The sequence below is a fragment of the Methylomonas sp. MK1 genome (assembly GCF_000365425.1).
In the GTDB taxonomy this organism is placed as follows: Bacteria; Pseudomonadota; Gammaproteobacteria; order Methylococcales; family Methylomonadaceae; genus Methylomonas.
Genome location: NZ_AQOV01000002.1, coordinates 888,564 through 910,131 on the forward strand (window position 1 = coordinate 888,564; position 21,568 = coordinate 910,131).

Below are 21,568 nucleotides of genomic sequence, written 5' to 3' on the forward strand. Positions count from 1 at the left end.
TCTTTCCAGTTCCATATCACCCAACCCCACCACATTGTAGTGGTCTAATAAAAACGGACACCCGAATAGGTTGATAAACTATCAACCTTCAAGGTGAAACGAATGAAACGAGAAAGGCGAAGTTTTGATGCGGCGTTCAAGCTGCAAGTAGTACAAATGATCCATGAACAGGGACTCACGGTTCCTCAGGTTTGTCAGGAGCTGAAGCTGGGCGAGACTGCGGTACGTCGCTGGCTGAAGCAGGTGCAGGCCGAGCAATCCGGTCAACCGGGCATAGGTAAGCCGTTAACCCCTGACCAGCAGCGGATTCGGCAGCTGGAATTAGAAAATCGGCAACTGCGTTCGGATAACGAATTGCTAAAAAAGGTTTCGGCCTTCTTTGCCAAGGAACTGCGATGAAACACCAAGTGATTCACCAGTTAACGGCAGAGAAGGTCGTCACGGTGCAGCAGGGTTGTCAGTTACTGGGCGTCAGTCGGTCGGGATGGTATGCGGCCCAGAGACGAGCACGGCAGCCTCAAGCGCTTTGCGGCACGCGGGTTCGACTGCGCAGTCTGTTCGAAGCCACCGGTCAATGCTATGGCAGTCGTCGTCTGCGCAAGGAACTGGCGGAACAGGGAATCGAGATTGGCCGTCATCGGGTGCGCAGCCTGATGAAGGAACTCCAGATCAAGCCGATCTGGAAACCCAAGTTTGTGCATACCACCGATAGCAACCACAACCTGCCGGTGTACGAGAACGTGTTGGATCGCCAGTTTGAGCAAGCCGAGGCCAACCGAGCTTGGGTCTCGGACATTACTTACATACGGACCCTGAGCGGTTGGCTGTATCTGGCGGTGGTGTTGGATCTTTATTCGCGCAAAATCGTCGGTTGGGCCATGGCACCCAACATGCCGACAGAACTGGTCTGCACCGCCTTGCAAATCGCCATCGCCCAGCGCCGACCGCCGCCGGGCCTGATCGTCCATTCCGACCGGGGTAGTCAGTACGCCAGTCACGAATATCGGGCGTTACTGGCCCATCATGGTTTTCAGGGCAGCATGAGTCGTAAGGGCAACTGCTGGGACAATGCCGTAATGGAGCGATTCTTTCTGAATCTTAAAATGGAGCGCGTCTGGCACCGCCAGTATGCCAACCATACCGAGGCCATCCGAGACGTGACCGACTATATCGTCAATTTCTACAACAGTCGGCGCTTGCATTCGTCATTGGGCTACCTGCCGCCCAACGGCTATGAAATGAAAATGGCAGATCAACAACCTATTTTGGTGTCCGAAAAAAGTTGACCACTACACATAGTCGGTGGCATTGATGTCAGATCCAGCTGTTTGAGTTAGGTATTCCTGATGTTCTTTATTCATAACGGCTCCCTGATAATTTGTAATAGTCATCAAAGCTCAGAGCGGCCAATATCGGCGCTCGATAAAACTTTATAAATAAAATAGAAATTGTTCTGTTCGTTAGCACACACAGCGCTAACACTAGTCGCTGTGAGGATTTATTGCGTTTTAGCGGTGTTAACGGGATAGCCGGGTTTCTCAGAGGCCTATTGCTATCGCAAAAAACCGCAGCATGAGTATGTGTGCCAGCGAACCGACTTAGTCACTGTGTAGAGCGTAGACTCAAGCTGTATCGAAGAATAAATTACCTAGGTCGGCAAGCCGGCGCTGTGCTTTGCGCAGCCTAATTTGTATTCCGAAACAATTCTATCCATGAATCAAATGGAATCGTAATTATTCAGTCAAAACAGCCTAAATCAATCGTAGGCTGGATAAGCGAAGCGCATCCGGCAATCTTGGTGGATGCGCACGGCTTATCCACCCTACAGATCACTATCCATTAACCAGAGTGAATCATCATGAAAACCAATAAAACGACAAGCAATACGTCTGACAATATCAGTCAATTTTCTAAAGTTATCCGGATAGCCGGCGTGCTGGCTATCGGCCTGGGCGCGATCATGCAGCCGGCGAACGCGGAAAATTCACAAGTCAATCCGGCTAAAAAATCGCCGGACGGGAAGGGTAATATGCCCACGTTTGCCCAAGCCGATGTGAATGGCGATCACGTCGTCACAAAAAGCGAATTACTGAATTTTCCTTACTTATTGCAAACCTTCGACAAAGTGGATGCCGGTAATGACGGCCAGTTGGAACAGCATGAGTTCCAGAACTTGAAAATGGAAACTAAACGGGAAGGCGAGGTTAAATAAGTCGATAGACCACGGGTTACGCACACATTAGTGTCTCTGTGGTTCGGCTAGCGGCAGATAAGTTCCCGGCGTTCCTTCAAAAAACCCGCATACTGGCGGGTGAGGGTCCATGATTTTGATTGTTGTCCTGGGTTCCCGCATTCGCGGGAGCGACGAGCTAAGATTTTTCGACCCCTACCAGGTAAAGAGCTGTTTTAAACTCGCGTACTGCCTGCTTTCAAAACCCGCTTAGGTAAGTTGAGTGCCTTCTGCGGCTTTGAATTTTTTCTTGGCTTCGTACATTCTAGAATCAGCCTGATTAACCAATAAATTGGGTTCCGCAAACTCGTGCGGACCGGTCTGAACAATACCCACACTCAAACTCACATCCTCCAACTCTTGTTTAATAACGGTGTTGAGTCGCGTGATATAAATGTCTTGGGCATGGGTTTCTTGGCAGTTTGGCAGAATCAAACAAAACTCATCTCCCCCGTAACGAAAGCAGCGATCTTCCATCCGCGATACTTTTTTTATAGCCGCGGCAACGATACGCAGGATTTCATCGCCGCGGCCGTGACCTAGAGTGTCGTTAATCGCTTTGAAGTCGTTAATGTCTATGTAGGCAATCGATACTGGTTCGGAACGACGCTGAGCCGCACGCAGCGTTTGCGTCAGCGTCTCCGTTAAGTAGCGCACACTCAGCAAGCCCGTCAGCGAATCGATGCGCGTCATCTGCTCTAGTTGTTGCGTACGCTCCCGAACTTTCTCCTCCAGCGCGCAGGCGTAACGTTCGGATTTTTGCTTAGAAATTTCGATTTCGGAAACCAGGCTGCGGATATACGTTTCAAACACCAGCGTGATGTCAAACAAAAACAATTTATCCAGGGCCGCCGCCATATTCTGGCGCTCAGTGTCGTCGGTTAATGCCTCAAAAATTATTTCGATTAATAAGCTTTTTAGTGTGTTGATTGCCGAAAGATACAGCTTAGGTTCTACTCCGATCCGCTTATGCACTAAACCGATGCGCAGGCGATTATTGACATAGTCGAGATCGTAAACGCCGCTGAATAGATCGAGCACATAGCGACGTTGGGCATTTTCCAGACGGTGCAGGGTGTCGGCATCGCCGATCAACAGCGCGATTTCCGGAACGCTGGTTTGCATTTCGTAGAAGCGGGCAACCAGAGAATCGATGCGCGGTGTAATGACATCACTAAAGCTGCTTAAAAGTTTAAAGTCTGCATCGGTCAGAGACAGCAAGGTTTTGCGATTGGCAATATCAAATTCGGTAATTTGTAATTGTTCCAGTAGGGTCTGTTCTGTTTGCTTCACTTACCCTCCAGTTCATTCAGTTAGTTAATCTAAAGGCTTTACATTATAGCCTGTCGAATAACGGACCGCGCTGTATCGCATCTGGTCTTCACTAACTGTATTACTTAGGGGGCTTTGTGAGTCATGGTAACAAACTCTTCGGCAGCAGTAGGGTGGATGCCGAGAGTCGAATCAAAGATGGCTTTGGTCGCTCCGGCACGCATCGCCACAGCCATGCCCTGAATAATTTCCGGCGCATCGGCGCCTATCATATGCAGGCCGATCACTCGGTCCGTTTCGCGCTCCACGATCATTTTCATCAAGGTGTTTTCATCCTTTCCCGACAGCGTGTTTTTGATGGGTTTGAATTCGGTTTTATAAATATCGATATCCGGAAATTTTTGCCGCGCCTGCGCTTCGGTTAAACCGACGCTGGCGATATTGGGCTGGCAAAATACGGCGGTGGGGATGTTGTCGTAATTTACCGGTCGCGGCTGCTTGGTAAATAAATTACTCACCAGTGCTTCGCCTTCGGCAATTGCTACCGGCGTCAAATTGATCCGGTCGGTGACATCGCCTAGCGCATAGATGGACGGCAGATTGGTTTGATAGTGGCTATCGACAATGATCGCGCCTTTGTCGTCCAGGGCCACGCCAAGCTGCTCTAGTCCAAAACCTTGCGAGTTGGGCGTTCTGCCGGTGGCGTACATCACCAAGTCGGTCGTCATCGTATTGCCGTCCAGCAAGCTGACGCTAAAGGCATTACCTTCCGGCGCAATGGCTTGGACATCGCAATTAAATAGAATCTTAATGCCTTGCTTGCGCATCGCGACGGCCAGAAAGTCGCGAATATCCTCGTCAAAGCCTTCCAGCAGTTTTTCGCCGCGTTGACAAATAGTCGTATCGACACCCAGGCCGTTAAGAATGCTGGCAAATTCCACCGCGATGTAGCCGCCACCAACAATCACGATGCGCTCCGGTAATTTATCTAGGGAGAATAGTTCGTTGGAAGTAACAATGAACTGCTTACCGGCTATATCAGGCACAAACGGCCAGCCGCCGGTAGCCAGCAGAATGCGTTTTGCCGTGCATTGGCTGCCGGCGACCGCGACCGTGTGGGCATCGAGCAATTGTGCTTTGCCGGTAAAGATAGTCACTCGGTTTTGTTGCAAGTGCTGTTGGTAGACCGCCTGCAGGCGTTCGATTTCCCGGTTTTTGTTGGCGATTAGGCTGGGCCAATCGAAGGACGCGTTGTCCAGCGTCCAACCGAACCCGACCGCAGCGGCAAAGTCGTCTTTAAATTGCGCGGCGTAGACCAACAGTTTTTTCGGTACGCAGCCTAAGTTGACGCAGGTGCCGCCAAAATGGCGAACTTCCGCTATTGCAACCCGCGCGCCCTGATTGGCTGCGGCATTGGCGGCGCGCACGCCGCCGGAGCCGGCACCTACCACGAATAGATCATAGTCATACGCAGTCATAGGAATAGGCTCATTTTTGTTTCTGCAGATAAGCCAACATGGTATCCACATCGCTGAGGGTAAACGGATCGTCCGGGCAGTTATCGATTTGGCCGGGTTCGCTAAACAGTTGCAGAATTTTTTTGTCTTCGACTAACATCGAATAGCGCCAAGACCGGCTGCCGAACCCCACATTGTGCTTTTTCACCAGCATGCCCATGGCTTCGGTGAATTCGCCATTACCGTCAGGCAGCATTTTGACGTCGGCTATTTTGAGATGCTGACTCCATTGATACATCACAAAGGCATCGTTGACACTCAGGCAATAGACCTCATCGATGCCATGAGCCTTAAGTTCTTGGTATTTGGCATCATAGCCCGGTAGATGCTTGTTCGAACAAGTCGGCGTGTAGGCGCCGGGTAAGGCAAAAATCACGATGGATTTACCTTTGAAAATCTCGTCGCTGCTGACATCCTGCCAACGAAATGGATTTTCGCCGGGGATACTTTCATCGCGAACCCGGGTTTTAAAGATTACGTCGGGAATAGTGGTAAGCATGGTGTGGAACTCCTTGAAACTATGACAAGGGCAGCGAGATAAACGCTGTCCTTGTTTGCTGAATTAAGCGTAATGGAAAGCTAAAGATGTCGCTAAGCGGCCAACGAACTCATCATTTGATCTAAGGTATCGATGTGGGCGTGTTGCGCGGGGAGCAGTTTGAGTAGGATTAAGCTACGGATATTGGAACCGAGTTTCTGGTCCAACAGCGCTTTTTCATAGTCGCCCAGACCGCTCTTTTCGCCTTCCTGCAATACTTTTAGCGCGGCCTGCTTGCCGAAGGCATTGGCGCCGCCTTGAATCAAGCTGGCCCAAGAACCCCATACCCCGGAATCCTTGGCCGGCGTACCGCCCAGCTCGCGAATTTGAGTTTGCAAACTGGAAACGGCTGCTTTATGCGCCTCGTAAATCGGCAGCAGTAGTTCTGATTCGCCGAGTGAAACCTCTTCTTTAAGTTTTTTTAGTACCTGACTGTAGGTCTCAGTGGCGGCAAGTTCGTCAATCAGTAAACTGTCTATCATTTCAATGCTGTGCATAGTAAAAGTCCTGTGTGGTGGTTTTTGTAGTGTGGCAAAGGCGCATCAAACGGTGAGCGTTACTTCTTCCGATGAGGAAATATCTTCGGCTTCAGCCTGCTGGAAAATCGTGTTTGCGGTATCCCGGGTCTCAGCCGTTGCCGTATTAACAGCAATCAGCGTACGTCCGGCTTTGATTTTTTCTTGGTAGTGCTTGGCTTCATGCGCCGGAATGCCGACGCCAATTAAGGCGGCAATTAAATCGGCAACCTGGTCTTTTTCAGGTGTGCGACATAATTCAACCATAATCGGCCCGGCGGCAATGAAGCGGCCGACGCCCGGAATATCCAGGCTATCGATTTTGCTGGTCCATTCCAGGCCGTAGCTGTCGTTTTCGGCAGCATCCACTTTTTCGTCGGCGTTTTGTTGGCGGGAGGGGAGGGTGGCGTTATCCGGAAATAACAGGGATATTTCAGTGTTAGAAAACCCCGCCATTTTAAGATTATTAACAATAGCGGCTGTCTGACCGATGTCTTGGCAGATGCAAAAAACAGGTTTATACATAATAGTCTCTTCGATCTGAATAACAGCTAATTTTTAGCGGCTATCTGGATGAATATTTACGGCGATTTCATTAATAACGACGGACTTTTCTAAGAAGTCTGATAGCTATTAATGATTTATTTATCGATCACTAAAATATCGAATATTTACTAGTCAATATTTTGTATTGGAATTTGAATATACAGTTAAATCAGGTTTGAGTCGGTACGCTGTCACACATTCGCGGTAAACAAGCATGGCGAATTAGTAAAACGCCAAAGCTAATTACTGAGATATTTTTCCCGGCAGCAATTACCGACCGTTCAGGTTTTTAAAAACGCAAGCAGGTCGCTATTTAGCTGGTCTTTATGTGTGTCGGCTAGGCCATGCGGTCCGCCGGGATAGATCTTCAGCGTTGCGTTATTAATGAGTGTAGCCGCAGTAAGGGCGGAGGCGGCAATCGGCACAATTTGATCGTCATCGCCGTGGATAATCAGGGTCGGTATCTCAAATTTTTTCAGATCATTGGAAAAGTCGGTTTCTGAAAAGGCCTTGATGCATTCGAGCTGGTTTAGTAATCCACCTTGCATACCTTGCCGCCAGAATGCGTCGCGCACGCCTTGGCTGACCGTTGCGTCCGGCCGGTTGGCGCCGTAGAACGGGGCTGTCAAATTCATGAAAAATTGCGAGCGATCAGCTGCGACGCCGCTGCGAATGTCGTCAAATACCGTAATGGGTAGGCCAATAGGATTATTATCGGTTTTCAGCATCAACGGTGTTACCGAACCCACTAACACCGCACCTTTGACGCGTTGGCAGCCATGCCGCCCTATGTAACGCGCCACCTCGCCGCCACCGGTCGAGTGGCCGACTAAGGTTATGCCATTTAGGTCGAGCTTTTCTATGAGTTCCGCTAAGTCGTCGGCATAGGTTTCCATATCATTACCGATCCATGGCTGATCGGAACGGCCATGACCGCGTCTATCGTGGGCAATACAGCGATAGCCGTTTGCCGCCAGATAAACCATTTGATTCTCCCAGGCATCGGCGTTTAGCGGCCAGCCGTGGCAGAACACCACGGCCGGTCCCAATCCCCAGTCTTTGTAGTAAATTTTTGTGCTGTCTTTGGTGATTATCGTGCTCATGATAGGTTCTCCTTCGCTTGCGTGAGTCAAGCTTAAATATTTTTGTTAGCTCAGCAGATAACTGGATGCAGGTTGGCGCGGCAATTGATTTTGCCGAGTAAAGATCTGTTGGCGGCGTGGCTGTCCGGCCAGGCGGCGGGAACTTGCTGGGTGCTCTGCAAAGCGGTCGCACAGGCAGACAAGACCATCGCAGTAATCGCCGCCAATAATAGGGATCTAGGACGCATGACGCCGGCGGCTCCGTGCTTAATGTTGTGTGCTGAGCATTTGCCGGCAACTGTCGGCGCATTGTTGGCAGGCCACAACGCAATCTTTCATATCGCCGATCTCATCGCATTCGGCTGCACAGGCTTCGCAAATCTCCGCACAAAGCTCGTGCAGGCTATGCAGAAAATGCGAGCCGGTCAGTTGAAAATTGGCCGAAGTCTGGCAGATCTCGGCACAGTTCAACATCAGGCGCAAATGTTTGGCTTTGACGTGCTTGCCGCCGGTTTCCAGGCAATGGTTCATCGCGGTTTGCAGACAAATCTGGTGGCATAGGCTGCACGCCGCTATGCAAGCTTGCGTGGCATGTTCTGATTGGGATGTTTGATGCATGGCATTCTCCATAAAGTAGGGGAGTCAATTCGACCCGAAAGCAAATACCAACGTGGAAACCTCAGCATTTGCTGCTAACAGTCAGACTGATCCGGGGCGGTTGTAGACGCACAGGATAGGGTTTGGTTAAAAGGTTATTCCGGCAGCTGGTCGGCTAACGTCACGCCAAGGGGGCGGCGATCAGTCCACCGACCGGCCGTTTTCTTACTTGCCTTCTTTAATATCCTGCTTGATATCGCCATAGCCTTTCTGGGCTTTGCCGAGATTTTTTTGGACATTACCTTCTACTTCCATGCCCTTGTCGTCGATGATCTTGCCGGTCACTTCCTTGACCTTGCCCTTGGTTTCTTCGACCCGGCCTTCTACCTGATCTTTATTCATTGGAGCCTCATGGTCTGCGGCGAACGCGCCCACCGAGCATAGAGCGGTGAGTACGCCGGCCGATAAAATATAGCGTTCGGTTTGGGTAAATTTCATGATGTTGCCTTTGGGAAGTTAGATGCAGTGGATGGGCTGGCGACCGGTGTTATTCGTCGTCCACAGCCTTCTTAATATCGTCCTTGACATCGCCAAAGCCCGCCTGAACTTTACCGACGTGTTTTTGCACCTTACCTTCCAGTTCCATATCGTCGTCGTTCACTAACTTACCGGCGACTTCTTTGATTTTGCCTTTGGTCTCTTCGACACGGCCTTTTACTTGATCTTTGTTCATGATGATTCCTGGTGGTGTTTTAATTTTATTGAAACGAGCGTTTTTTAGTGCTCGGAACCCACCATACTCGTGACCTGGGCCATAGTCGGTGCGTCAACGCACATTGAGCCGGCGGGCGATGGCAGACGTTGTAACTAGCAAGCTTCGAGCTATCCATGCGGTCTGGGTTTCGGCATTCCGTGCCGAAATGACGTTTTTGAGTGCGCGCTAGGCATTCAGCTTAACGAGGATTTATGGGATGTTGGTACTCTAGCGTACAGACCTGCAGCCCAATGCGGCGCATCCTGTAGCTGGTGGTTGCCAGCTTTATCATCACGATGTTAGAGGCACTGAAACTTCAAAATCGCCAACCTAAGTTACTTTACCGTGGAGCGCTACCGTGCCAGGTCAATCCGGATTTTTCTTTAAGTTTCTAAAACTGGCGGGCCCTTTTTGGCGGTCGGAACACCAGCTGCGTATCTGTCGACGGACCTTGAATTTACTGATTTTGACTGTGCTGCAAATCGTCATTGCCGTGATGATTACGCAATGGAGCGCTGCGCTGTTCGATGCTTTGGAGCAGCGCAATATGGTTGGGCTGATGACCCAAGTTCGCGATCTGGGATTAATTTTTGTAGCCAGTATGCTGGTGACCGTTTTACATTTAAAAATCAAGCGGGATTTGCAAATAAGTTGGCGGGCCTGGCTGACGGCTCACGTTATCGGCCGCTGGATGAACAAAGGCCACCATTACCAAATCGCCCAGATACTGACCGTAGGCCATGACAACCCGGATGGCCGCATCGCCGAAGATATTCGCATCGCCACTGATGAAGCCGTTAATCTGTGTTACACGCTGTTTTACAGTTTGTTATTGCTGGCGAGTTTTACCCAGATTCTCTGGACGCTATCCGGCACCGTGATGCTGGATTTTGGCGGCATGCAACTGCCTATTTACGGACACTTGGTTTGGTTGGCCCTGTTGTATGCGGCGCTGGCCTCTATCTTGGGATGGTGGGCAGGCCGGCCGCTGACCTTAACCACCAACGCGATGCAAACCGTTGAAGCTAATTTTCGCTTCGGTTTGGTCAAGGCCCGGGAAAATGCCCAAGCCATTTCCGTGCACAACCGCGAAGCGCACGAACAAAAGCGCTTTCTCAGTCTTTTTCAGGAGATTAACGGTATTTATGATCTGCAAACGCGGGCCTGGGAGCACATCATCCTGTTCAGCTCCGGCTACGCGGTGCTATCGATGGCGCTACCCATTCTGATCACCGCGCCCCGCTTTATCCTGGGGAGTATTACCCTAGGGGCCTTAATGCAGTCGGTGCAGGCTTTTCAACAAATGGCTGCGGCGTTGTCGTGGCCGGTTAATAACATGCCGGTGATTGCGCAATGGCATGCCTCGGTGGATCGGGTGTTGGGCTTGGTCGAGGCCTTGAATGACTTAGAACAGCAGCAAGACGTTTGCCCTGATCCTTCCACCGAACTCAAATGAGCTTTCTGGGTGGCTTATCAGCCATCGTCCGAAATCAAAAATTGCGCAAAAAAAGAATGCCCGGTCCGACTTGGCGGGGGGCATTTTGGAGGCGCTATACACGGAAGAAATGCGGTATCAGTAAATCTGCAAAAATCCCTTCTCGTTCCATGAAACAGGACTTTTTGGGCCGGGTTTCAACATCAAGCAGGTACGGCCGCTTCGTCGGTGTAAGAAATATCTTCGGCGTGCGCGTGTCCAAATATTTCTTTTATCTGATCAATGTGTTGACGCCGGTTGAAAATTGACCAAGTAAACCGGTAAATTCCGGCTGAAGATTGACCAGGGTTATTAACCTGTCCTGTCCAGAAATTAGACAGGAACCTAAAGGGTGATAACCATGATCCTATACGCCAAAATCCGGCGGATGTATTTCCGCGATAAGTTGTCCATTAATGAGATTGCCAGACGCACCAGTCTGTCTCGCAATACCGTCAAAAAATGGCTGAGAATGCCTAATGGCAGCGAACCTGCTTATCAACGTCGCTCGGTACCCACCAAGCTGACGCCTTACGAAGAGCAGCTCAAGCAAGCCCTGATAGCCGATAGCTATCGTCCCAAGCGCGACAGACGTACCGCATTGAGGTTGTTGGAAGAGTTGCGGAAAGCCGGCTATGACGGTGGCTATACGCAGTTGACCGATTACATTCGGGCGTGGCGCAAGGCCGGTACCAGCGACGCCGGCAAACACGCGTTCGTGCCGTTGAAATTCCGTTGGGGTGAGGCCTTTCAATTCGATTGGAGTGAAGAGTCCTTGGTGGTCGGCGGTATTTACCGGCGCTTACAAGTCGCTCATACCAAACTCTGCGCCAGTCGGGCTTTTTTGCTGGTGGCCTATCCCAGCCAAAGCCACGAAATGCTGTTCGATGCCCATAGCCGTGCCTTTCGGGTACTGGGTGGCGTACCGTTGCGCGGCATCTACGACAACATGAAAACGGCGGTCGATAAAGTGCAGAGCGGCAAGGAGCGCATTGTCAACGCGCGCTTTGCGGCGCTGACGGCTTATTACCTGTTTGATCCGGACTTTTGCAATGTGGCGTCCGGCTGGGAGAAAGGTATCGTCGAGAAAAATGTGCAGGATAGTCGGCGCCGTATCTGGCAGGATGCAGGGCAACAATGCTTTGGTAGCTTTGCAGAGTTGAACGTGTGGTTGGAAAGTCGCTGCCGGGCATTATGGGCTGAAATTCCTTGCCCGGATGCCAGCGGCATGACCGTGCAAGAGGCCGTGGAGATCGAGCAACCCCATCTGATGCCAATGCCCGGAATGTTTGACGGCTACATCGAGGTGGTGGCTCGCGTATCCAGCACTTGCCTGGTGACCGTGAAGCGCAATCGTTATTCGGTACTGTGTCGCTGGGCCAACCGTCGAGTCAGTGTCAGGCTGTATCCGGAAAGGCTCGATCTGTACGCCGACGATGCCCTGATTGCCAGTCATGCACGGTTGTTCGACCGCGACCAGGTCAGCTATGACTGGCAACACTATATCCCGTTGCTGGAGCGCAAGCCGGGCGCGTTACGCAACGGTGCGCCGTTTGCCGAGATGCCGTCGCCATTGTTGTCTTTGCAGCGTGCATTGCGTAAGCGCCCCGGCGGCGACCGGGTGATGGCCGAGGTGTTGGCGTGCGTACCGGTTCACGGCCTGGACGTTGTCATCGCCGCTGTCAATCGATGCCTGGAATCGGGGCATACCAGCGTTGAACAGGTACGCCATCTGTTAACTCGCCTGCCAGAAAATCATGAGCCAGAGCCAGCCACCATCACCACACCGGATGCCTTAAAGCTAAACGAGGTCCCTATTGCCGATACCGGGCGTTATGATTTGTTGAGCGAAAACCTCAGCCCCATCCGTTTAGCTGAGGAGAGCGGAGATGCTTGATATTGAAGCCGAATTGAAATCGCTCAAACTCTATGGCATGGCCGCAGGCTATGCTGAGGTCGCCAGTCAAGCCGGCACTAGCCTGCACACGTCGGAATGGCTGCTTAGGCACTTGTTACAAGCCGAGACAGAGGATCGGCATATCCGCTCCATTCGTTATCAGCTACAAACCGCGCGATTCCCCATGCATCGTGATTTAGCGGGCTTTGACTTTGAATCCGCCAACGTTGACCGCTCGCTGATCGATCAACTTGCCAGAACTCAATTCACCGATGCTGCCCATAACGTGGTTTTGGTTGGCGGTACTGGCACAGGTAAAACACATCTGGCTACAGCTCTCGGTGTCAAAGCCATTACCGATCACGGCAAGCGAGTACGATTTTACTCGACGATTGATTTGGTCACCCAGCTTGAACGAGAAAAAGCGACCGGCAATCAGGGCAAGTTGGCGTACAGACTGATGCAAGTGGACTTGGTCATTCTGGATGAACTGGGCTATCTACCGTTCTCTCAGGTCGGCGGCGCGTTGTTGTTTCACCTGCTGTCGAAACTGTACGAGCGCACCAGTGTGGTGATTACCACCAATCTAACCTTTGCCGAATGGTCCAGCGTGTTCGGCGATGCCAAGATGACCACGGCGTTGCTGGATAGGTTGACTCACCATTGTCATATCATCGAAACCGGCAATGAGTCCTACCGCTTTCGGCACAGCACCGAGCAAGCCAAGGTAAGAATACAGGCCCGGGAGCAAGCTAAGCGAGGCGGTAGTAAAAATCCATCGAATGAGGAAATGTCAGAGGAGAATAACGTCTAAATAATCCATGGAAGCGGATAATGAAACTTCCTTCCCATTATCCGTTTCCGTTACACTTATCCACGGCCGGCCATTCAAAAAACCGGCTCCATCCCCTAGTCAAATTTCAACCGGTACGGGTGATCAAATTTCTCCCGGCGCCAACAAGATAGGCGTAAATATGTTTGGTAAATACTCAGCAATAAAAGCCTTACGAGACGTTGAATTCTCCTGCTCGAAAGCGTATGGGCAAGCTCTGCTCGATTACCAACTACCTCTAGCTCTTCGCTCATTGATCGAAACAAAGTTGTTGCCTAACCTGCAATCTAATATGCGTACCTTGGATCAGTTATTAGACGCGGTAATGGCATGAACTTGAATATTCTTAAGGCGTGCAGCGCTAAATACTAAATCGCTGCGGTTTTTTCGGACACCTCGAACATATGAGACGTTTTATACCTATAGCTCAGCTGGACGAAGAGGGTATTAAGACAGATAGATATCCATGGCTCACCGTCGGCAAGATACAAACAGGGTTTCGATTTCACAAAAACATCAAGAAAAGCCATAAATATGCTTGGCATTGATCCACTCAAGCCACCGCTAAAGATTGGCCCGGTTTGTTTCAAGAAAAACGCTAGGCCGCGAGCATGCCTCTTGGTTTTCGCCAGTTCTGAATAATTCAGCTACCAATGTGGTATGCCGAACGGATCAGAACCGCTAATTTCTCTATAGTCGATAACTGTCAACGGGATCTAACAAAACTTTGAATTTGTTTAATGAGTGCCCGGCGACATGCAACTCAAAAACTCGAGCCAGACATTTCAACATGACTGGCTCAAATCAAGCCAAAAGGAGAACCACAATGATTCATCCAGACCAGATCAAACCCGATATGCCCGTTGTCTGCTCAGAAGACGGCCAATTTGCCATTGTCGATCATATGGAAGGCACTAACTCAATCAAACTGAAAAAAGATGAAGCCGGTCAGCATCATTTCTTTCCACTGTCTTGGGTAACCTCAACCGAGCATGGTAAGGTTAAGGTGGATCGTCCAGGTGATAAGGCCATGCAAGATTGGTCAACTGTTTCACCAATACTTTGAACGAATAATTTCAGACCGAAGCCTAAGTGTTTCTTGTTTAGGTGAAAAACGTTATCGCCAGGATATTTGGTGGATAGGTTCTAGCGATAGTCTTGAGACCGTTATCTGGCTACGATTGACCTCCAGTTTCCGCAGCAAGATCAGGAGTCGGCACTATGAGCAATTCAGACATTACCGTTGCAGATTACCTGATAATTCGACTGAAAGAGATAGGCGTGGATCACCTGTTTGGTGTGCCGGGCGACTTTGTGCTGGGGTTTTTCAATCAGGTTTTGAAAACCGACCTGACCTATATCGGTACCTGCAATGAACTCAACGCCGCCTATGCTGCTGACGGCTACGCACGTATTCGGGGTGTAGGCGCATTTTCTTCAACCTATGCTGTGGGAGAATTAAGTGCCATCAACGGCGTGGCGGGCGCATTCGCGGAAAGAGTGCCTATAGTGGTGATCACGGGCTCTCCGGCGACGATTAATTTCCGCAACCGGCCTTTGTTGCATCACACCTTAGGCGATTATCAGATTCCACTGCGAATATACGAGAAAATTACGGCCGCCTCGACCGAACTGGTTTCTGCTGAGATGGCACCCGCCGAGATCGACAGGGTGTTATCGGCGTGTCTTTCCCATCAACTACCGGTGTATATTAGCCTTCCAGCTGATGTGGTAATGATGAAATGCCGTTATCCTGAGGCGTTTCGGTTCCCGCAAGACATCGGTAGTGATCCCGATGTGCTCAAAGAGGCGATCAACGAAGCCACGGAAATGCTGAATAATGCAGATAAACCCCTGGTGATTGGCGATGTGGAATTGATACGTTTTAAGCTGCAGAAACCATTTGCAGATTTTCTGGAAAAAACCGGCTTTCCCTATGCCACTATGATGTTGGGCAAAAGCGTTCTGTCAGAACAGCACCCACAATTCATCGGCTTATATCAGGGGGAACGGAGCCGCGACTGCGTAAAAAATCGTGTCGAGTCCGCCGACTGCATATTACAGTTTGGGGCGTTGCTTACTGACTTTAACACCGGAGGCTTTACCGCCGAGCTTGATGAGGTGAAGACGATCAGCGTCAACATCCGTTCCCTCAGAATCAAACATCATGTTTACGAAAACGTGTCGCTCCATGACTTTATCCTTGGGCTAACCGAAAAGCTTACCAGACGGGATTCGACAAGCCTGGATATCCATTCGGCAACCGATGGCTGTGTACATCGCCGTTCGGAACAATACTTTGCTGATGGGCAAAAACCGCTGACCATCAAACGATTCTTCGATCGCATGAGTCATTTTATTGAAGACGATGCGATTGTGGTTGCCGAAACCGGCGTATCGCTATTCAGTGCCGCCGAATTACTGATGCCCAAAGGCGTCACCTTTATCGGGCAAACCTTTTATGGTTCTATCGGCTACAGCATCGGCGCCACGCTAGGTGCCGCTATGGCGGCAACAGCCCGGCAGGTCGTGTTATTTGTGGGGGATGGCTCTTTTCAAGTAACCGGCCAGGATCTGTCAACGATAATCCGCAACCATCTCAAGCCCGTTATCTTTCTGATCAATAATGACGGGTACACGATAGAGCGAGTCATTAGCGATCATCCCTATAACGATCTCCAACCCTGGAAATATCATAAACTGGTAGAGGTGTTTGGCGGTGGACTTGGTTTTGACGTTCACACCGAAGCGGAGCTTGAAGAGGCTTTGGCTATAGCCGCTACGTCTGATCAACTGATGTTCATCGAAATTCATACTGGGCGACTGGACTGCCCCGAGTCGCTGCTTAGCGCGGGGCAGGCTATGGCAATGACTAATCAGTTAGCGTAATTAGCCTCAGGCTTTGCCGGGTGTTCAGGAACGCGTTGACATATCGCTTGTCGGTCAGCATTCAAACCGGAGAGAAATCCATGCTGATTAATATTTGGCGCTTCCTGACAATCTTTTTGGTGGCGCTACTTCTCGGTCTGGCGTTCGCGCATGTCCTAGAGCGCCCGGCGAAAATGCTCTACGACGCAGCGCTGTATATCACCATTCAAAAGACCCTCTATGTTGCCTGGGGTCCGCCGCACATCGGCGGCCTTCTCGAACCGGCGGCAATATTTGCCACGCTTATGCTCGCGTTTTTCCTGCGCAAAACAAAACGTTCGTGTTGGCTCACCCTCGGCGCTGGCTGCACATTGCTGCTTGCATTTCCGGTCGTATTTTTCGTTTTTGTGGCGCCAGCAAATGCAGTGTTTTTTGGTGCGACGCCCACGTCAATACCCGTCAATTGGGCTGAGTATCGGATAAACTGGGAAACGGGGCACGCAATTCGCTTTGTGCTTCAGCTGATTGCGCTGAGTTTGCTGCAGCTTTCAGTATTTTTTGAGATCGGTGAGTGAAGTGCCAGCCATGGCGAATTCTCAATAGGTTGTCCTGAGTATTTATCCTTGCCGCAAATCTCTAGGCCTCTCCAAGTAGGATCACACTGTGCCTCCCGTTGGGGTTTGATCCGCTTCACCCGAATGCGCGATTTCCTTTTTGGAAAACAAGTAGACCTGGAGTTTGTTGGAGAAGCGGGAGTCCTGGCGTTGAATCCACTCCAGCAACATCGCTGCGTGCTCCTTTTCTTCGTCCCGATTGTGTTCAAAAATAGCCTTGAGTGCTTTATCTGCGCAAACATCGGCACGTTGGTTGTAATTATCAATGGCGTCCAATTCCTCCATTAGCGATACCAGGGCTCGGTGCATGTCGCGTGTTTCGATGGATAGTTCTTCTATAGGTTCCTGATAACCGACACTGGACATTGTTGTCTCCTGTTTGCGGTGAATTTGATAGCCAAAACGGCTTGACTAGGGATTTCGTAAATTGGTCAGCGTAAGGGTTGTTTTACTATTCAGGGGCCAAAGCTGAGACGCGCCAGATGATATTGCCAACGTCATCAGCCACCAACAAGGCTCCCCGTTTATCGATAACGACGCCCACCGGCCTACCGTAGGCTTCATCGTTTTCGCTAACAAAACCGGTCAAGATATCGATGGGTTCCCCACTGGGTTTACCAGCCTGAAACGGCACAAAGATCACCCGATAACCGCTGCGCGGCTCGCGGTTCCACGAACCGTGTTGACCGATGAACATCCCGTTATTGAACGGCGCCGGCCAATTGGCGCTGTGAGAAAAAACCAGACCGAGTGAGGCCGTATGAGGCCCCAACGCATAGTCAGGCGCTATGGCTTTAGCCACTAGATCCGGTCGTTGCGGCTGTACGCGTTGATCTAAATGTTGGCCGTAATAACTGTAAGGCCAGCCAAAGAAACTGCCTGGCGGCACCGAAGTCAAATAATCCGGTACCAAATCGCTGCCGATCTCATCGCGCTCGTTAACCACCGTCCAAAGGGCGCCGCCGTCCGGATCCCAGGCCAGTCCGTTGGGATTGCGTAGACCGGACGCGTACACCAGGTAACTGCCGTGTTGCGGATCTACTTCCCAAATAGCGGCACGTTCGGATTCTTGCTGCATACCATTTTCGCCGACATTACTGTTAGATCCCACGGTCACATACAGCCGTGTCCCATCTCGACTGGCCAGCAGATTTTTCGTCCAATGATGATTGATGGGGCCATCCGGCAGGCCCAGCACTTTGATGCCCGCTTCAGCGATATGTGTTTCGCCGTCCGTATAGCGAAACTTCATCAGCGCATCGGTGTTGGCTACGTAGAAATCGTTGCCGATCAGCGCCATGCCGAAGGGTGAATTGAGCCCTTCCAGAAATACTGATCGCGTCTCGGCCACGCCGTCGCCATCAACATCGCGCAACAAGCTGATGCGATTAGCGCTGGGCGTTCCGGCACCAGCATTGTTTAAAACCTGCTTCATCAACCAACCCTTGATGCCCCAGCCATCGTCGGGCCGTTGCGGGGCATTGGTCTCGGCGACCAGCACATCGCCATTCGGTAGCACGTAGAGCCAACGCGGGTGATCGAGATTACCGGCAAAGGCGTTAACTGTCAGGCCTGGTGCCGGTATCGGTTTAGTATTGTCCGGCCAGCCCACTGCCTGCGCAATGTTGACTGTGGGAATCCAGCTTGGATGGGGTGGCGGCAGTTGCGGATATAGACCTGTGCCCGCCGAAATCGGCAACTGCGCCGATTCGCCGCACGCCGACAGCATGATCACCAGCGTAGTGAATGGCAACACCTGTCTAATGCGGGGCAGGTGATGCACGGTTAAGGTGTTACGCGGTAAAACTGACCGAGCGCCTGGCGTTGCTCTTCCCATTTTTCAGAGTTTGCCGGCCAATGCTTTTTGTCAAAACCCGGTGCTTTTTTTAAGGTGTCTTTATCCAGATCAAGGACGTAATAATCTTTAGGGCTAGTCCAATGCAGTGCTCTCCAGGGAATGGCAAACAGCTTGTCGCCCATACCCATGACACCGCCGAAAGAAACGACTGCATAGACGACTTGTCCCGTCGCCGGATCGATCACCAAGTCCTTAATGTCGCCGAGACCGTCTCCGGTGGTGTTTTTCACTTTGGCACCGGTGATCTTGCTGGCTCGGCTGACCTGCTGCATCGACTTATTGGCTTCCTGGGCGCGTTCTACTGCGACTTCCTGGTTGGCTTGATTAAGTTCGGCCTGTTTTTCTTTGACTTCTTCTTGTTTTTTGCCGAGTTCCTCTTGCTTTTCATGAAGGTCTTTTTGTTTGTCTTTTACGTCATCGGCATAGAGCGGACCTGCCAATGCCGCACTCAGAACGGACACGGCTACTATAGGAATTAATTTTTTCATCTTGTTCTCCGGCGTTTTATAAGAATAGTGCTTCGATAGCTTGAATCGGCACCTTCACAGGTGCTGCAAACTCACTTCAACTTTATCGGACAGCGAAAACATTGTCGGTGCGCTGTCGAACAGACTGGTTTTAGACTGTGTACGCTGGCGTACCGACCTTATTCCGGTAACTTTGCGCGGATATACGTGCGCTAGCGTACTGAGTCTGCATGCTCTAAAGGCTAATCTGAGCTCGGTATTTACTGTCTAGCTTTAGCGAGGTATTCCAAACGCTGGATATAGTGAAGCCTGAATTACTGTGCACTGCCATTCACAACCGGAGAACTGACATGAGCCACCAGCCTAAATTTTCAAATTCGCCCGAAAAGGCTTCGAATATCGTTGGCACTCAAATCACCGACCCCAGAGGCGATAGCCGGGGAAAAACCGCTGTGTCTATGGTTACTCCGGCCGCTCATCTTGCCGGGAATACCCCTATCAAGGGTTCTAATTAGGAGTGATCATGACAACATTAGAGCAAACTGTTTTGGATGAAAGACCCGATACCACTGCTTCCGGGGTGTCCTGGGGTTCGATTTTTGCCGGTGCGGCCACGGCGGCGGCGCTGTCCTTAATCCTGCTGATTTTGGGTGTGGGCCTGGGTTTTCCGGCGATTTCGCCTTGGTCCTATCAGGGCGTCAGTGCAACAGCTATCGGTATTTCCGCGATTCTCTGGCTGAGCTTTGCGCAAATTTTAGCGTCCGGCGTGGGCGGTTATCTGGCTGGGCGGCTGCGTGTCAGGTGGGCCAGCGTGCACAGCGACGAAGTGTACTTCCGGGATACGGCTCACGGCTTGCTGGCCTGGGCGATTGCATCGTTGGTAACGGCAGTGCTATTGGGTACCGTAGCCGGCAATCTTTTGGCAATTGGCGCTTCGGCGAATACTACAGCGGTATCGACCAGCGCCGAACTAGCCGGTGTTCGTGCGCCTGTCGGTATTCCCAATCTGCCGTCAAAGGGAGCAGATGAGCGTAAGCATACTGGCGATAGCGAGTTCAGTTATTGGGTCGATAGTTTGTTCCGGTCGGTGCAATCACCCACCGACATGCTGGAAAAGGACCTTGGCTTGGTATGGCGCGAGGCGTCGCGAATTTTTGCCAACGGTCTGCGCTTGAATGGTTTGCCGGCGGAAGATCAAAAATACTTGGGACAAGTCGTCGCCAAGCAAACCGGCTTGTCCGGAGCTGATGCCGAAAAGCGCGTGATTAATGTTTTTACCAAGGCACAAACTGAGCTGACCAAAACCGAGCAAAGCCTTAAACAGACTGCTGACGATGCAAGAAGATTGGCAGCCTACTCTTCGCTATGGATGGTGGTGGCGCTGTTGTTAGGTGCGTTTGTGGCAAGTTTGGCTGCGACGTTCGGCGGCAGGCAGCGTGATAGCGAAACCTATGTAGATAGAGACCTTTAGCTGATGGCTGGCACGCTATTCATAACATCGTTTAACTCAAAACCAGGAGACTAACCATGCGCTCGCTTTTACTGTTATTGCTGGGTATACCCATTCCAATCATTATTTTGATTGCTTTACTGACCCATTTTTGACCGAAAAGAAACCGCGTTGTTTGGCAACGCGGCAGTCTTGGTGTCAATTTGCGCTAAGCGGCAACGCATATACAATGCTTTTTTACTATTTAACGGCAGCGCAACAAGCTACTCAGCAGAAAGCCGGCCGCTGCCGCAATGCCCAAAGCGGTTATCGGGTTGTCGCGGATATAGCGGCGGCTATTTTTCATCAGTTTTTTTTCGGCATCCATCAACTCGTCGCGCGTTTCCGCAAGTGTCTCCGCCGTATTGGCGGCAACATCGGCAAGCTTATCGTAAGTTTCATGTGCGTAATTTGAGGCTTTGTCCAGGGTGTCCATCAGAGTTTCCTATTGCAGAGAGCCTTATGTCAATCAGGCTTGAGCCTCGAATATACCGCTTCGTACCACAGCGGTCTGTTCGACTGCGTACATATTGCCGGTTTATAGCAACGCTAAACCTGAGTAACAGAAGTGGCGATATCAACTATGACTAATACCTTAAAAAACTTCCCCATCGTTTGTGTTGGCGGCTCGGCTGGCGGGTTGGATGCCTATATTCGGCTATTGCAAAATCTCCCGTCCGACATGGGCGTTGCTATTGTCATCGTCAATCACATCATCATTATGCCGACCCAGCTCCATGAAGTGCTGCCGCGCTAAACCAAGATGCCGATCGAATTAATCACGGAAAGATTACAAATCACCGCTAACCGCGTGTTCATCCGCGCTATGCGGCATCAAAGAAGTAGGCGGTATCACTATTGCACAGACGCTTGATACGGCGATTCAGCCAGACATGCCAGAGAGTGCCATCGCCAGCGGCTGTATCGATTTTGTGTTGTCGCCGGAAAATATTGCTAAAGAAATTGTCCGCATCGCCGGCGCTGCCGCAAGTGGCTGCGTCGTTTAGGATTCAAAAAA

27 protein-coding genes are annotated in these 21,568 nt (G+C 50.9%); 13 read left to right on the forward strand and 14 right to left on the reverse strand.

Translation table 11 applies throughout. The features are described 5' to 3' along the window. Positions 1 to 102 precede the first annotated feature (102 nt). Together G006_RS0120860 and G006_RS0120865 are read left to right on the forward strand one after the other, a co-directional pair. Positions 103 to 1,286, forward strand: a protein-coding gene (locus G006_RS0120860) for an IS3 family transposase (protein WP_235048809.1) whose coding sequence is annotated in 2 segments (ribosomal slippage) — positions 103 to 367 and positions 367 to 1,286 — 1,185 coding nt in all. Because the reading frame shifts where the segments join, the coding sequence is not laid out codon by codon here. Between the two features lie 572 nt (positions 1,287 to 1,858). Further along, on the forward strand, positions 1,859 to 2,212 hold the full coding sequence (locus G006_RS0120865) for a hypothetical protein (RefSeq protein ID WP_020485162.1): 354 nt from the start codon (positions 1,859 to 1,861) through the stop codon (positions 2,210 to 2,212). Between the two features lie 228 nt (positions 2,213 to 2,440). Here the strand turns inward: G006_RS0120865 and G006_RS0120870 are convergent, their stop codons facing one another. The 10 genes from G006_RS0120870 to G006_RS0120915 all read right to left on the reverse strand — a co-directional run bounded on the left by G006_RS0120870 (position 2,441) and on the right by G006_RS0120915 (position 9,030). After that, positions 2,441 to 3,523 (reverse strand): protoglobin domain-containing protein, encoded by a 1,083-nt coding sequence (locus tag G006_RS0120870; protein WP_020485163.1) that lies wholly within the window; start codon positions 3,521 to 3,523, stop codon positions 2,441 to 2,443. 104 nt (positions 3,524 to 3,627) lie between these two features. Next, a complete protein-coding gene (gene gorA, locus G006_RS0120875; RefSeq protein ID WP_020485164.1) occupies positions 3,628 to 4,980 on the reverse strand; it encodes a glutathione-disulfide reductase in 1,353 nt (450 codons plus the stop codon). A 10-nt stretch (positions 4,981 to 4,990) separates the two neighbouring features. Further along, positions 4,991 to 5,518 carry a peroxiredoxin gene (locus G006_RS0120880; protein WP_020485165.1) on the reverse strand — a complete coding sequence of 176 codons (528 nt, stop codon included), beginning with the start codon at positions 5,516 to 5,518 and terminating at the stop codon, positions 4,991 to 4,993. A 92-nt stretch (positions 5,519 to 5,610) separates the two neighbouring features. Beyond that, complete coding sequence (locus G006_RS0120885; RefSeq protein ID WP_020485166.1) at positions 5,611 to 6,054, reverse strand: DUF2383 domain-containing protein; 444 nt, start codon at positions 6,052 to 6,054, stop codon at positions 5,611 to 5,613. A 45-nt stretch (positions 6,055 to 6,099) separates the two neighbouring features. Further along, positions 6,100 to 6,597 carry a hypothetical protein gene (locus G006_RS0120890; protein WP_020485167.1) on the reverse strand — a complete coding sequence of 166 codons (498 nt, stop codon included), beginning with the start codon at positions 6,595 to 6,597 and terminating at the stop codon, positions 6,100 to 6,102. A gap of 302 nt (positions 6,598 to 6,899) precedes the next feature. Then, positions 6,900 to 7,721: an alpha/beta fold hydrolase gene (locus G006_RS0120895; RefSeq protein ID WP_020485168.1), complete on the reverse strand. Its 822-nt coding sequence runs from the start codon at positions 7,719 to 7,721 to the stop codon at positions 6,900 to 6,902. A gap of 50 nt (positions 7,722 to 7,771) precedes the next feature. Further along, positions 7,772 to 7,948 (reverse strand): hypothetical protein, encoded by a 177-nt coding sequence (locus G006_RS28685; RefSeq protein ID WP_160167691.1) that lies wholly within the window; start codon positions 7,946 to 7,948, stop codon positions 7,772 to 7,774. A gap of 19 nt (positions 7,949 to 7,967) precedes the next feature. Continuing rightward, on the reverse strand, positions 7,968 to 8,318 hold the full coding sequence (locus G006_RS0120905) for a four-helix bundle copper-binding protein (protein ID WP_020485170.1): 351 nt from the start codon (positions 8,316 to 8,318) through the stop codon (positions 7,968 to 7,970). Positions 8,319 to 8,522: 204 nt separating this feature from the next. Next, a complete protein-coding gene (locus G006_RS29440) occupies positions 8,523 to 8,795 on the reverse strand; it encodes a CsbD family protein (protein WP_020485171.1) in 273 nt (90 codons plus the stop codon). A 49-nt stretch (positions 8,796 to 8,844) separates the two neighbouring features. Next, on the reverse strand, positions 8,845 to 9,030 hold the full coding sequence (locus tag G006_RS0120915) for a CsbD family protein (protein WP_020485172.1): 186 nt from the start codon (positions 9,028 to 9,030) through the stop codon (positions 8,845 to 8,847). A 472-nt stretch (positions 9,031 to 9,502) separates the two neighbouring features. Between G006_RS0120915 and G006_RS26130 the strand changes: the two genes are divergently transcribed. From G006_RS26130 to G006_RS26145, 8 genes are all read left to right on the forward strand, one after another. Continuing rightward, positions 9,503 to 10,507 (forward strand): SbmA/BacA-like family transporter, encoded by a 1,005-nt coding sequence (locus G006_RS26130; RefSeq protein ID WP_235048895.1) that lies wholly within the window; start codon positions 9,503 to 9,505, stop codon positions 10,505 to 10,507. Continuing rightward, on the forward strand, positions 10,504 to 10,794 hold the full coding sequence (locus tag G006_RS0120925; protein WP_020485174.1) for a hypothetical protein: 291 nt from the start codon (positions 10,504 to 10,506) through the stop codon (positions 10,792 to 10,794). Before G006_RS26130 ends, G006_RS0120925 begins: the two co-directional genes overlap by 4 nt. 92 nt (positions 10,795 to 10,886) lie before the next feature. Then, positions 10,887 to 12,422 (forward strand): IS21 family transposase, encoded by a 1,536-nt coding sequence (istA, locus tag G006_RS26135; RefSeq protein ID WP_020481979.1) that lies wholly within the window; start codon positions 10,887 to 10,889, stop codon positions 12,420 to 12,422. Beyond that, complete coding sequence (gene istB, locus G006_RS0120935; RefSeq protein WP_020481978.1) at positions 12,415 to 13,236, forward strand: IS21-like element helper ATPase IstB; 822 nt, start codon at positions 12,415 to 12,417, stop codon at positions 13,234 to 13,236. Before istA ends, istB begins: the two co-directional genes overlap by 8 nt. 7 nt (positions 13,237 to 13,243) lie before the next feature. Beyond that, entirely contained in the window at positions 13,244 to 13,588 is a 345-nt protein-coding gene (locus tag G006_RS26140; RefSeq protein WP_020485175.1) for a hypothetical protein, read from the forward strand. A 492-nt stretch (positions 13,589 to 14,080) separates the two neighbouring features. Further along, entirely contained in the window at positions 14,081 to 14,320 is a 240-nt protein-coding gene (locus G006_RS0120945) for a DUF2171 domain-containing protein (RefSeq protein WP_020485176.1), read from the forward strand. Between the two features lie 155 nt (positions 14,321 to 14,475). Next, positions 14,476 to 16,143, forward strand: coding sequence for an alpha-keto acid decarboxylase family protein (locus G006_RS0120950; RefSeq protein ID WP_020485177.1), 1,668 nt, complete (start codon positions 14,476 to 14,478; stop codon positions 16,141 to 16,143). 80 nt (positions 16,144 to 16,223) lie between these two features. Beyond that, entirely contained in the window at positions 16,224 to 16,697 is a 474-nt protein-coding gene (locus G006_RS26145; RefSeq protein WP_020485178.1) for a DUF1772 domain-containing protein, read from the forward strand. An 81-nt stretch (positions 16,698 to 16,778) separates the two neighbouring features. On the opposite strand, the gene G006_RS0120960 is transcribed toward G006_RS26145, so the two are convergent. The 3 genes from G006_RS0120960 to G006_RS0120970 form a co-directional block, all read right to left on the reverse strand. Further along, positions 16,779 to 17,102: a ferritin family protein gene (locus G006_RS0120960; RefSeq protein ID WP_020485179.1), complete on the reverse strand. Its 324-nt coding sequence runs from the start codon at positions 17,100 to 17,102 to the stop codon at positions 16,779 to 16,781. A gap of 85 nt (positions 17,103 to 17,187) precedes the next feature. Next, on the reverse strand, positions 17,188 to 18,492 hold the full coding sequence (locus tag G006_RS0120965) for a PQQ-dependent sugar dehydrogenase (RefSeq protein WP_026147201.1): 1,305 nt from the start codon (positions 18,490 to 18,492) through the stop codon (positions 17,188 to 17,190). 29 nt (positions 18,493 to 18,521) lie between these two features. Next, complete coding sequence (locus tag G006_RS0120970) at positions 18,522 to 19,082, reverse strand: PRC-barrel domain-containing protein (protein WP_020485181.1); 561 nt, start codon at positions 19,080 to 19,082, stop codon at positions 18,522 to 18,524. A gap of 502 nt (positions 19,083 to 19,584) precedes the next feature. Here G006_RS0120970 and G006_RS0120975 point away from each other — a divergent pair. Further along, a complete protein-coding gene (locus G006_RS0120975) occupies positions 19,585 to 20,532 on the forward strand; it encodes a hypothetical protein (protein WP_020485183.1) in 948 nt (315 codons plus the stop codon). A 223-nt stretch (positions 20,533 to 20,755) separates the two neighbouring features. Here G006_RS0120975 and G006_RS0120980 read toward each other — a convergent pair whose 3' ends face one another. After that, on the reverse strand, positions 20,756 to 20,986 hold the full coding sequence (locus G006_RS0120980; protein ID WP_020485184.1) for a DUF883 family protein: 231 nt from the start codon (positions 20,984 to 20,986) through the stop codon (positions 20,756 to 20,758). A 147-nt stretch (positions 20,987 to 21,133) separates the two neighbouring features. Between G006_RS0120980 and G006_RS28940 the strand changes: the two genes are divergently transcribed. Then, positions 21,134 to 21,307, forward strand: coding sequence for a chemotaxis protein CheB (locus G006_RS28940; RefSeq protein ID WP_200860479.1), 174 nt, complete (start codon positions 21,134 to 21,136; stop codon positions 21,305 to 21,307). A 124-nt stretch (positions 21,308 to 21,431) separates the two neighbouring features. After that, on the forward strand, positions 21,432 to 21,557 hold the full coding sequence (locus tag G006_RS28945) for a hypothetical protein (protein WP_235048915.1): 126 nt from the start codon (positions 21,432 to 21,434) through the stop codon (positions 21,555 to 21,557). The last annotated feature ends 11 nt before the right edge of the window (positions 21,558 to 21,568 follow it).

Bases quoted from the DNA above. Each gene is read 5' to 3' on its own strand.
- G006_RS0120975 (WP_020485183.1), top strand. From the start codon at position 19,585: ATGACAACATTAGAGCAAACTGTTTTGGATGAAAGACCCGATACCACT.
- G006_RS29440 (WP_020485171.1), bottom strand. From the start codon at position 8,795: ATGAAATTTACCCAAACCGAACGCTATATTTTATCGGCCGGCGTACTC.
- G006_RS26140 (WP_020485175.1), top strand. From the start codon at position 13,244: ATGGAAGCGGATAATGAAACTTCCTTCCCATTATCCGTTTCCGTTACA.
- G006_RS0120960 (WP_020485179.1), bottom strand. From the start codon at position 17,102: ATGTCCAGTGTCGGTTATCAGGAACCTATAGAAGAACTATCCATCGAA.
- G006_RS0120895 (WP_020485168.1), bottom strand. From the start codon at position 7,721: ATGAGCACGATAATCACCAAAGACAGCACAAAAATTTACTACAAAGAC.
- G006_RS0120970 (WP_020485181.1), bottom strand. From the start codon at position 19,082: ATGAAAAAATTAATTCCTATAGTAGCCGTGTCCGTTCTGAGTGCGGCA.
- G006_RS26145 (WP_020485178.1), top strand. From the start codon at position 16,224: ATGCTGATTAATATTTGGCGCTTCCTGACAATCTTTTTGGTGGCGCTA.
- G006_RS0120915 (WP_020485172.1), bottom strand. From the start codon at position 9,030: ATGAACAAAGATCAAGTAAAAGGCCGTGTCGAAGAGACCAAAGGCAAA.
- G006_RS0120945 (WP_020485176.1), top strand. From the start codon at position 14,081: ATGATTCATCCAGACCAGATCAAACCCGATATGCCCGTTGTCTGCTCA.
- istB (WP_020481978.1), top strand. From the start codon at position 12,415: ATGCTTGATATTGAAGCCGAATTGAAATCGCTCAAACTCTATGGCATG.
- G006_RS0120905 (WP_020485170.1), bottom strand. From the start codon at position 8,318: ATGCATCAAACATCCCAATCAGAACATGCCACGCAAGCTTGCATAGCG.
- G006_RS28685 (WP_160167691.1), bottom strand. From the start codon at position 7,948: ATGCGTCCTAGATCCCTATTATTGGCGGCGATTACTGCGATGGTCTTG.
- G006_RS28940 (WP_200860479.1), top strand. From the start codon at position 21,134: ATGACTAATACCTTAAAAAACTTCCCCATCGTTTGTGTTGGCGGCTCG.
- gorA (WP_020485164.1), bottom strand. From the start codon at position 4,980: ATGACTGCGTATGACTATGATCTATTCGTGGTAGGTGCCGGCTCCGGC.
- G006_RS0120880 (WP_020485165.1), bottom strand. From the start codon at position 5,518: ATGCTTACCACTATTCCCGACGTAATCTTTAAAACCCGGGTTCGCGAT.
- G006_RS0120980 (WP_020485184.1), bottom strand. From the start codon at position 20,986: ATGGACACCCTGGACAAAGCCTCAAATTACGCACATGAAACTTACGAT.
- G006_RS0120865 (WP_020485162.1), top strand. From the start codon at position 1,859: ATGAAAACCAATAAAACGACAAGCAATACGTCTGACAATATCAGTCAA.
- G006_RS0120885 (WP_020485166.1), bottom strand. From the start codon at position 6,054: ATGCACAGCATTGAAATGATAGACAGTTTACTGATTGACGAACTTGCC.
- G006_RS0120950 (WP_020485177.1), top strand. From the start codon at position 14,476: ATGAGCAATTCAGACATTACCGTTGCAGATTACCTGATAATTCGACTG.
- G006_RS0120890 (WP_020485167.1), bottom strand. From the start codon at position 6,597: ATGTATAAACCTGTTTTTTGCATCTGCCAAGACATCGGTCAGACAGCC.
- G006_RS0120925 (WP_020485174.1), top strand. From the start codon at position 10,504: ATGAGCTTTCTGGGTGGCTTATCAGCCATCGTCCGAAATCAAAAATTG.
- istA (WP_020481979.1), top strand. From the start codon at position 10,887: ATGATCCTATACGCCAAAATCCGGCGGATGTATTTCCGCGATAAGTTG.